Origin of the sequence: Streptomyces solincola (assembly GCF_002982015.1) — a bacterium.
Lineage (GTDB): Bacteria > Actinomycetota > Actinomycetes > Streptomycetales > Streptomycetaceae > Streptomyces > Streptomyces solincola.
Genome location: NZ_PVLV01000403.1, coordinates 1 through 9379 on the forward strand (window position 1 = coordinate 1; position 9379 = coordinate 9379).

The 9379-nt window shown below is 72.1% G+C and carries 8 protein-coding genes and 1 riboswitch; of the genes, 3 read left to right on the plus strand and 5 right to left on the minus strand.

Annotated features, from left to right (window positions below; all coding sequences use genetic code 11):
• Positions 1–212 precede the first annotated feature (212 nt).
• On the plus strand, positions 213–1046 hold the full coding sequence (locus C6N75_RS23015; RefSeq protein ID WP_105870805.1) for a PIG-L family deacetylase: 834 nt from the start codon (positions 213–215) through the stop codon (positions 1044–1046).
• A 111-nt stretch (positions 1047–1157) separates the two neighbouring features.
• Here C6N75_RS23015 and groL read toward each other — a convergent pair whose 3' ends face one another.
• The 4 genes from groL to thrC form a co-directional block, all read right to left on the minus strand.
• Positions 1158–2780 (minus strand): chaperonin GroEL, encoded by a 1623-nt coding sequence (gene groL / locus C6N75_RS23020; RefSeq protein WP_105870806.1) that lies wholly within the window; start codon positions 2778–2780, stop codon positions 1158–1160.
• A 370-nt stretch (positions 2781–3150) separates the two neighbouring features.
• The gene (locus tag C6N75_RS23025; RefSeq protein ID WP_008743607.1) at positions 3151–3357 is read right to left on the minus strand and encodes a cold-shock protein; all 207 of its coding nucleotides are present in this window, start codon (positions 3355–3357) and stop codon (positions 3151–3153) included.
• Positions 3358–3824: 467 nt separating this feature from the next.
• Positions 3825–4100 carry a ubiquitin-like small modifier protein 1 gene (locus C6N75_RS23030; RefSeq protein ID WP_105870807.1) on the minus strand — a complete coding sequence of 92 codons (276 nt, stop codon included), beginning with the start codon at positions 4098–4100 and terminating at the stop codon, positions 3825–3827.
• Between the two features lie 47 nt (positions 4101–4147).
• Complete coding sequence (gene thrC / locus C6N75_RS23035) at positions 4148–5467, minus strand: threonine synthase (protein WP_105870808.1); 1320 nt, start codon at positions 5465–5467, stop codon at positions 4148–4150.
• Positions 5468–5485: 18 nt separating this feature from the next.
• Positions 5486–5630, minus strand: a riboswitch (SAM riboswitch).
• Positions 5631–5777: 147 nt separating this feature from the next.
• Here thrC and C6N75_RS23040 point away from each other — a divergent pair.
• Positions 5778–6734, plus strand: coding sequence for a glucosyl-3-phosphoglycerate synthase (locus C6N75_RS23040; RefSeq protein ID WP_105870809.1), 957 nt, complete (start codon positions 5778–5780; stop codon positions 6732–6734).
• A 265-nt stretch (positions 6735–6999) separates the two neighbouring features.
• Positions 7000–8445 carry an alpha,alpha-trehalose-phosphate synthase (UDP-forming) gene (locus tag C6N75_RS23045; RefSeq protein WP_105870811.1) on the plus strand — a complete coding sequence of 482 codons (1446 nt, stop codon included), beginning with the start codon at positions 7000–7002 and terminating at the stop codon, positions 8443–8445.
• Between the two features lie 109 nt (positions 8446–8554).
• Here the strand turns inward: C6N75_RS23045 and otsB are convergent.
• Positions 8555–9379 (minus strand): trehalose-phosphatase (gene otsB / locus C6N75_RS23050; protein WP_105870810.1); only part of this gene is annotated, 825 nt, incomplete at its 5' end.

Genomic DNA, 9379 nt, shown 5'->3' on the forward strand with positions numbered 1-9379 from the left:
GGGGTGGGCTCCGACCTGGGGGTGGGATGTGCGGCCGGGCGGGAACAGCGGGTTCGGCCGGGGCTGTTGCACCGACCGAGGAACCGGTGCCGCACGGGCGGGGCGCCCGGAGACCACCGGGTCGTCCGCCCCGACCGGAACCGGGCCCCAAGAGTCCGGTACGCCTGCCGCGCACTCGGACCAGGACGCACATTCCGCGGGAGGACTGCTTGATGACTGACCGGCCCCTGACGCTCATGGCGGTGCACGCCCACCCCGACGACGAGGCCACCGGAACCGGAGGGGTCCTCGCGCGGTACGCGGCGGAAGGCATCCGCACCGTTCTCGTGACGTGTACCGACGGCGGGTGCGGTGACGGACCGGGAGGTCTCAAGCCGGGCGATCCCGGGCACGATCCGGCGGCCGTCGCCCTGGTGCGGCGTCAGGAACTCGCGGCGAGTTGCGAGGTCCTGAAGATCAGCGACCTGGAGACGCTGGAGTACGCCGACTCCGGGATGATGGGCTGGCCGAGCAACGACGCCCCGGGATCGTTCTGGCAGACGCCCGTGGAGGAAGGCGCGGCGCGGCTCGCGGAACTCATGCGGCACTACCGGCCGGACGTGGTCGTCACCTACGACGCGAACGGCTTCTACGGCCACCCCGACCACATCCAGGCCCACCGCATCACGATGGCGGCGGTGGAGATGACCGGGCTGACGCCGAAGGTGTACTGGACCACGATGCCGCACTCGATGATGAAGCGGTTCGGCGAGCTCATGCGCGAGGCCCATCCGGACATGCCGGAGCCGGATCCCGCCGAGGCCGCCGCGATGGCCGAGATCGGCCTCCCCGACGACGAGGTCACCACCTGGGTGGACACCACCGCCTTCAGCGGCCAGAAGTTCGACGCGCTGGCCGCGCACGCCAGTCAGGGCGAGAACATCTTCTTCCTCCGGATGGGCAAGGAGAGGTTCGGCGCGTTGATGGGCATGGAGACCTTCGTGCGCGTCCAGGGCCCCACCGGTGAGGCCGCACCCGAGGACGACCTCTTCGCCGGGCTCCGCTGAACCACTCGTTTCGGAGCGGAGTCCGGGAAACGCCGAAGGCGGCGGGCCCTCCTGGGAGGAGGGGCCGCCGCCTTCGGGTCGGACGTGATCGGGGGCCGGGGGCCCGGGTGATCAGAAGTCCATGTCACCGCCGGGCATGCCGCCGGGGGCGCCGGCGGGGGCCTTCTCGGGCTTGTCGGCGATGACGGCCTCGGTGGTGAGGAAGAGGGCCGCGATGGAGGCCGCGTTCTGCAGGGCGGAACGGGTCACCTTGGCCGGGTCGAGGATGCCCTCGGCGATCATGTCCACGTACTCGCCGGTCGCGGCGTTGAGGCCGTGGCCGACGGGGAGGTTGCGGACCTTCTCGACGATGACGCCGCCCTCGAGGCCGCCGTTGACGGCGATCTGCTTGAGCGGGGCCTCCAGGGCGAGCTTCACGGCGTTGGCGCCGGTCGCCTCGTCACCCTCGAGCTCCAGCTTGTCGAAGACGCTGGACGCCTGGAGCAGGGCCACGCCGCCACCGGCGACGATGCCCTCCTCGACGGCGGCCTTGGCGTTGCGCACCGCGTCCTCGATGCGGTGCTTGCGCTCCTTGAGCTCGACCTCGGTGGCGGCGCCGGCCTTGATGACGGCCACGCCGCCGGCCAGCTTCGCCAGACGCTCCTGGAGCTTCTCGCGGTCGTAGTCCGAGTCGGAGTTCTCGATCTCGGCGCGGATCTGGTTGACGCGGCCCGCGACCTGGTCGCTGTCGCCGGCGCCGTCCACGATGGTGGTCTCGTCCTTGGTGATGACGACCTTGCGGGCGCGGCCCAGCAGGTCCAGGCCGGCGTTCTCGAGCTTGAGGCCGACCTCCTCGGAGATGACCTGACCGCCGGTGAGGATGGCGATGTCGTTCAGCATGGCCTTGCGGCGGTCGCCGAAGCCCGGGGCCTTGACGGCGACGGACTTGAAGGTGCCGCGGATCTTGTTGACGACCAGGGTCGACAGGGCCTCGCCCTCGACGTCCTCGGCGATGATCAGCAGCGGCTTGCCCGACTGCATGACCTTCTCCAGCAGCGGAAGGAGGTCCTTCACGTTGCCGACCTTGGAGTTGACGATGAGGATGTACGGGTCGTCCAGGGACGCCTCCATACGCTCCATGTCGGTGGCGAAGTACGCCGAGATGTAGCCCTTGTCGAAGCGCATGCCCTCGGTGAGCTCCAGCTCCAGACCGAAGGTCTGGGACTCCTCGACGGTGATGACGCCTTCCTTGCCGACCTTGTCCATGGCCTCGGCGATGAGCTCGCCGATCTGGGTGTCGGCGGCGGAGATGGAGGCCGTGGAAGCGATCTGCTCCTTGGTCTCGACATCCTTCGCCTGCTCCAGCAGGGCGCCGGAGACGGCCTCGACGGCCTTCTCGATGCCGCGCTTGAGGGCCATCGGGTTGGCGCCGGCGGCGACGTTGCGCAGGCCCTCGCGGACGAGCGCCTGGGCGAGGACGGTGGCGGTGGTCGTACCGTCACCGGCGACGTCGTCCGTCTTCTTGGCGACCTCCTTGACCAGCTCGGCGCCGATCTTCTCGTAGGGGTCCTCGAGCTCGATCTCCTTGGCGATGGAGACACCATCGTTGGTGATCGTGGGCGCGCCCCACTTCTTCTCCAGGACGACGTTGCGACCCTTGGGGCCGAGGGTCACCTTGACGGCGTCGGCGAGCTGGTTCATCCCGCGCTCAAGGCCGCGCCGTGCCTCCTCGTCGAACGCGATGATCTTGGCCATGTGAAGTGGTCCTCCCGGACGGGGTGGAAACAAATCCGGACCTGGCTGGCGCCCGCGACGGACGGCTCGCGACCCTGTGGTTCCCTTGCCCCACGGGCCAGCGGGCCTCACCGACCCGGTCCTCGGTTGTCACTCTCACTCGGAGAGTGCTAACGCCAATGATTAGCACTCGGCCCCTGCGAGTGCAAGCGCCTTCAAGTGACACCCACCGGAAGCGGCACCGGGGAGCGCCACCGGATCCGGGAGCGTCCGGGAACGCCGCGAGGGGCCCGTATCCCTCCTCGGATACGAACCCCTCGCGCACACCCGGCCCCACCGCGGTTCACGCGGCGGTGTCAGGCGTGTGGTTTCAAGGTCGAACGCACGGCACTCAGCCGGCGGCGAGCTTGACCATGTCCGCCTGCGGACCCTTCTGGCCCTGCGAGATCTCGAACTCGACCCGCTGACCTTCTTCAAGGGTGCGGTAACCGTCCATCTGGATCGCGCTGTAGTGGACGAATACATCCGCACCACCGTCGACCGCGATGAAGCCGTAGCCCTTCTCCGCGTTGAACCACTTGACGGTGCCCTGAGCCATGCCTAACTCCCCTATTACTGGCCCTTGCACAGGACCGCACTTCGCGGACCCGGGTCAGACCTCACCCCCTGACAGGTGCCCCCCGCCGGGCGGCGCGGGGGCCGAGGGCGTGCGCCGGAACGCGTCGACCGCCGCTGAATGTATCTGCCCAACTGCCGTCTGCAACAGGTCAATCGGACGAGAATTCGCAGCGCACGCGATCGGAATCGGCGGTTCATACACGCCGTTTGCGGGGCAACTCGGGCCGGGCAAATCTCCACATTGGACGCATTGTTCGACCGCAGGTCGGTCACATCTTGTCGTCGCGGGGCGGCCCGGGGCGGGCGGCTCCTGCGCGCGACGGCGCCGTGTACCCCGACTCTACCGCGCTCAACCGTGCAAGATTGCCCCGCTGGGGGACTGCTCGCGCACCGCCGCCCCCTCCGCGGGAAGGCGCGGAGGGGGTGGCGGTCAGGCGAGCGGGGCGGTCAGCCGCCGGCGACTGCGGGGATGATCGAGACGCCGGCGCCGTCGGGGGTGGCGGTGCCGAGGCCGTCCTCGAAGCGGACGTCGTCGTCGTTGACGTAGACGTTGACGAAGCGGCGCAGCTTGCCCTGGTCGTCCAGGACGCGCGCGGCGATGCCCGGGTGGGCCTTCTCCAGGGACTCGATGACCTCGGAGAGGGTGGCGCCCTCGGCGGTGACCTCGGCCTGGCCGCCGGTGTAGGTGCGCAGGATGGTGGGGATGCGGACGTTGACGCTCATGGCGGCGGTTCCTCTCGAAGGACTCGGAAGGCTCGGGAGCTCGACGGTCAGTGGTCGTCGTCGGCGGCCAGGCCGGCGGCGCGGAAGGCGTCCAGGCTGGGGCGGATGGTCGCGGTGGGGCCGGTGGTGTCGGCGACCGCGTCCAGGGTCTTCAGGCCGTCGCCGGTGTTGAGGACGACCGTGGTGAGGGACGGGTCGAGGACCCCGGCCTCGATCAGCTTCCGGGTCACGCCGACGGTGACGCCGCCGGCGGTCTCGGCGAAGATCCCCTCGGTGCGGGCCAGCAGCTTGATGGCGTCGACCACCTGCTCGTCGGTGACGTCCTCCACGGCGCCGCCGGTGCGGCGGGCGATGTCCAGGACGTACGGGCCGTCGGCGGGGTTGCCGATGGCCAGCGACTTGGCGATGGTGTTCGGCTTCTGCGGGCGGACCACGTCGTGGCCGGCCTTGAAGGCGGTGGAGACCGGGGAGCAGCCCTCGGCCTGGGCGCCGAAGATCCTGTACGGCTTGTCCTCGACCAGGCCGAGCTTGATCAGCTCCTGGAGACCCTTGTCGATCTTGGTGAGCTGCGAGCCGGAGGCGATCGGGATCACGAGCTGGTCGGGCAGCTTCCAGCCGAGCTGCTCGCAGATCTCGTACGCCAGGGTCTTGGAGCCCTCGGCGTAGTAGGGGCGGAGGTTGACGTTGACGAAGCCCCAGCCCTCGCCGAGCGGGTCGCCGATGAGCTCGGAGCAGAAGCGGTTGACGTCGTCGTAGTTGCCCTCGATGCCGACCAGCTCGCCGCCGTAGACGGCGGCCATGACGACCTTGCCCTGCTCCAGGTCGTGCGGGATGAACACGCAGGAGCGGAAGCCGGCGCGGGCGGCGGCGGCGCCCACCGCGCCGGCCAGGTTGCCGGTGGAGGAGCAGGACAGGGTGGTGAAGCCGAAGGCGCGGGCGGCCTCGACGGCCTGGGCGACGACCCGGTCCTTGAAGGAGTGGGTGGGGTTGCCGGAGTCGTCCTTGACGAACAGCTTGCCCGGCTCGACGCCCAGCTCGCGGGCGAGGTTGTCGGCCTGGACGAGCTTGGTCCAGCCCGGGTTGAGGTTGGGGCGCTCGGCGACGTCGGCGGGGACGGGCAGCAGCGGGGCGTAGCGCCAGATGTTGGCCGGGCCGGCCTCGATGCGCGCGCGCAGCGCCTCCGGGTCGCCGGTCGGCAGGTCGTAGGCGATCTCCAGCGGGCCGAAACACAGCTCGCAGGCGAAGAGCGGGCCGAGCGCGAAGCGCTCGCCGCACTCGCGGCAGGAGAGGGCGGCGGCGGGGCCGAGGTCCACGACGCCGGAGGTCGTGGTGGTGGCGGGGACGGTGGCGACGGTCTGTGCAGCCATGAGAGGCGAGGCCCTTTCTCCTCATCTTCCCCACGACGCGTTTCGCCGTGAGACGGAATTGGCACCTTCCCGAGCCGGGGCCTCGCGGTGCGGTGTGCGAGTGCCGGCTGGAGGGTTGCCGGGGCTTCAACGGGCCGTGTCCCTCTGCCCCTCTGGATGAGCGGTATGTGGTTGTGAACCGGTCCTGCGTGCTCTCCGGTCCGGCGCGGGCCGGCACCCCGGCGTGCGGGGCGGGGCGGCGCTGTTCAAGACTGTAACCGAACCCCCCGGACGGTCGAGACGGTCGTCCGATACGCGAGATGGAGATCACGTGCTGGATGAGGTGGCGAGCTGGCTGCCCCGGCGGTCCTGGCGCGCGGCCGACCGTCCGCTCGACCTGCTGCTGGAGGCCAAGCGCTCCACGAGCGTGAGCGTGGTGCTGCCCGCGCTGAACGAGGAGGCCACGGTCGGGGAGATCGTCTCGGTGATCCGCCGGGAGCTGATGGGCCCGGGCGCGCCGCTGGTGGACGAGCTGGTGGTGCTCGACTCCGGCTCCACCGACCGTACGGCTCAGGTGGCCGCGGCGGCCGGCGCGCGGGTGGTGGCGCGCGACGCGGTGCTGCCCCGGATACCGGTGGCGCCGGGCAAGGGCGAGGTGCTGTGGCGCTCGCTGCTGGCCACCGGCGGGGACGTGGTCTGCTTCGTCGACGCCGATCTGCGGGAGTTCTCGGCGGACTTCGTGTCGGGGATCGTGGGGCCGCTGCTGACCGAGCCGGACGTGCACTTCGTCAAGGCGATGTACGACCGGCCGCTGGCGGGCGCGGGCGGCGGGCCGGCCGGGCAGGGCGGCCGGGTGACGGAGCTGGTGGCCCGCCCGCTGCTGAACCTGCACTGGCCGATGCTGGCCGGCTTCGTGCAGCCGCTGGGCGGGGAGTACGCGGCGCGGCGCTCGCTGTTGGAGAGGCTGCCGTTCCCGGTCGGGTACGGGGTGGAGCTGGGGCTGCTGGTGGACGCGCTGCACACGGTGGGTCTGGACGCGCTGGCGCAGGTGGACGTGGGGGTGCGCCTGCACCGGCACCAGGACGACGCGGCGCTGGGGCGGATGGCGGCGGCGATCTACCGCACCGCGCAGGTGCGGCTCTCCCGCGGGCACCTGGTGCGGCCGCGGCTGACCCAGTTCGTCCGCGGCGAGCACGGCTTCGAGCCGCGCACCGGGGACGTGGACAGCCAGGAGCGGCCGCCGATGGCGGAGATCGCGGAGTACGCCGAGCGGCGCCGGGTGGCGTGAGGCGGCCCGGTACGCGTAGGGGCGGGCGGTCCGCGGGTGCCCGGCCCGGCCCCGTACGGACGGGACGGTCGAGGCGGACGGGACGGCCGAGGCGGAAGAGGCGGATGAGGCGGACGGGACGGCCGCTACGGACGAGGCCGTGCGCGCGGGCGGCGGAACATGCCGGAAAGGTGTCCGGAACACGCCGGGAACGCCGGTGGATCACCGGGCGGCCACCCGGTCGCCGTACGTTTGAGCGTTTCCGGTACGGGCTAGGTTCGTGACCATGGCAGCCCAGATTCTCGTCGCGTCGAACCGCGGTCCGGTCAGCTACGTTCCCCGGGACGACGGCGCCCTCGACGCCCGCCGGGGCGGTGGCGGACTGGTCTCCGGGCTGTCCGCGATCGGCCCGGACGCGGGCGCGCTGTGGGTGTGCTCGGCGCTCGGCGAGGGCGACCGGGAGGCGGTGCGGCGCGGGGTGTCCGAGCCCGGCGTCAAGATGCTCGACATCGACGCGGCCGTGCACGCCGACGCGTACAACGGGATCGCGAACTCCGCGCTCTGGTTCGTCCACCACATGCTGTACCAGACGCCGCTGGAGCCGGTCTTCGACGCGGAGTTCCGCCGGCAGTGGACCGCCTACCGCCTCTACAACCGGGCCTTCGCGCAGGCGCTGGCGGAGGAGGCGGCCGACGGGGCGGCGGTGCTGGTGCAGGACTACCACCTGACCCTGGTGCCGGGGATGCTGCGCGAGCTGCGTCCCGACCTGCGGATCGGGCACTTCTCGCACACCCCGTGGGCGCCGCCGGAGTACTTCCGGATGCTGCCCGACGAGGTCGCCGAGGAGCTGCTGCTGGGCATGCTGGGCGCGGACCGGCTGGGCTTCCTGACCTGGCGCTGGCTGAAGGCGTTCCAGTCGTGCTGCCTGGACCGGCTGGGCCGCTTCGACGTGCTCGGCTCCTGGCCCAAGGACGAGGCGCCGAGCGTGCGGTACCAGCCGCACGGGCAGGGCCGGCCGCACCGCACCGAGCTGGGCGTGCACGGGCTGGGCGCGGACGCGGAGTTCCTGCGGGAGCGCTCGCGCCGGGCGGACGTGGACGAGCGGATGGCGGCGCTGCGCGAGCAGATCGGGGATGCGAGGACCATCGTGCGGGTGGACCGCACCGAACTGTCGAAGAACATCGTGCGCGGCCTGCTGGCGTACCGGGCGCTGCTGACCGAGCACCCGGAGTGGCAGGGCGAGGTGGTGCACCTGGCGTTCGCCTACCCCTCCCGGCAGGACCTGGCGGTCTACCGCGACTACACCGCCGAGGTGGCGCGGCTGACCGACGAGATCAACGCGGAGTTCGGCCGGGACGGCTGGACGCCGGTGGTGCTGCACGTGGAGGACGACTTCGCGCGCTCGCTGGCCGCGTACCGGATGGCGGACGTGGCGCTGGTCAACCCGATCCGGGACGGCATGAACCTGGTCGCCAAGGAGGTCCCGGTGGTCTCCGACGCGGGCTGCGCGCTGGTGCTGTCCCGGGAGGCGGGCGCGCACGAGGAGCTGGGCGAGCACGCGCTGACGGTCAACCCGTACGACGTGTCGGCCACCGCGGCCGCGCTGCACGAGGCGCTGTCGATGGACCCGACCGAGCGGGCCGAGCGCACCAAGCACCTGGCCTCGGCGGCCACCGCGCTGCCGCCGGAGCGGTGGTTCCTGGACCAGTTGGCGGCGCTGCGGGAGCTGTGACGGCCGCTGTACGAGGAAGGCCGCCGCCCCGGTCGGGGCGGCGGCCTTTGTCGCGGAACCTTGTCGCGGAACCTTCGTCGCGGAACCTTCGTCGCGGAAGGGGGCCGGCTCAGCGGGTGGCGTCGGCGAGGGCGGCGAGCAGGGCGGTGACGGCGGCGGGGCCGGGGACGGTGAGGTCGGCGCGGTCGGCGACCTCGGTGACCTCCGCGCTGCCGCTGCACACCAGGAGTCCGGGGACGCCCTCGGCGCGCAGGGTCTCCACGGCGGCGAAGGCGGGCAGGTCGCCGAGGTCGTCGCCGGCGTAGAGGACGGCGGTGGCGCCGGTGTCGCGGACGTGGCCGGCGAGCGCCACGCCCTTGTCCATGCCGGGCGGCCGCAGCTCCAGGACCATCCGGCCCGGTTCCAGGACCAGGCCGTGCCGGGTGGCGAGGGCGGCCAGCGGGGTGTGCAGGGCGTCGAATGCGGCCTGCGGGTCGTCGGCGCGGCGGGTGTGCACGGCGACGGCCCGGCCCTTGTCCTCGACCCAGGTGCCGGGGCGGGCGCCGGCCTCGTCCAGGAAGCCGGGCAGTTCGGCGCGGACGGCGGTGACGCCGGGGTGCTCGGGGGCGGCGGTGACCTCGCCGGTGGCGGCGTCCCAGCGCTCGGCGCCGTAGTGGCCGAGGACGACGAGGTGCTCCAGGCCGGTGACCCCGGCGAAGCCGCCGTACTCGACGGCGGTGGCGGCGGGCCGGCCGGTGATGACGGCGACCGAGGCCACGTGCGGGGCGAGCGCGGCGATGGCGGGCACGGCGGCGGGGTGGGCACGGGACTGCTCGGGGTCGGCGGTGATCTCGGCGAGGGTGCCGTCGAAGTCGAGCGCGACGACCGCCTTCGCGGGGTTCGCCAGCAGCGCGGCGAGGCCGTCCCGGCCGGCGGGCGTGGCGGGGTCGGGGAG

What these genes read in the sequence shown, in the direction of transcription:
- C6N75_RS23015 (WP_105870805.1), top strand. Translation starts at nt 213, where the DNA reads ATGACTGACCGGCCCCTGACGCTCATGGCGGTGCACGCCCACCCCGAC.
- groL (WP_105870806.1), bottom strand. Translation starts at nt 2,780, where the DNA reads ATGGCCAAGATCATCGCGTTCGACGAGGAGGCACGGCGCGGCCTTGAG.
- C6N75_RS23025 (WP_008743607.1), bottom strand. Translation starts at nt 3,357, where the DNA reads ATGGCTCAGGGCACCGTCAAGTGGTTCAACGCGGAGAAGGGCTACGGC.
- C6N75_RS23030 (WP_105870807.1), bottom strand. Translation starts at nt 4,100, where the DNA reads ATGAGCGTCAACGTCCGCATCCCCACCATCCTGCGCACCTACACCGGC.
- thrC (WP_105870808.1), bottom strand. Translation starts at nt 5,467, where the DNA reads ATGGCTGCACAGACCGTCGCCACCGTCCCCGCCACCACCACGACCTCC.
- C6N75_RS23045 (WP_105870811.1), top strand. Translation starts at nt 7,000, where the DNA reads ATGGCAGCCCAGATTCTCGTCGCGTCGAACCGCGGTCCGGTCAGCTAC.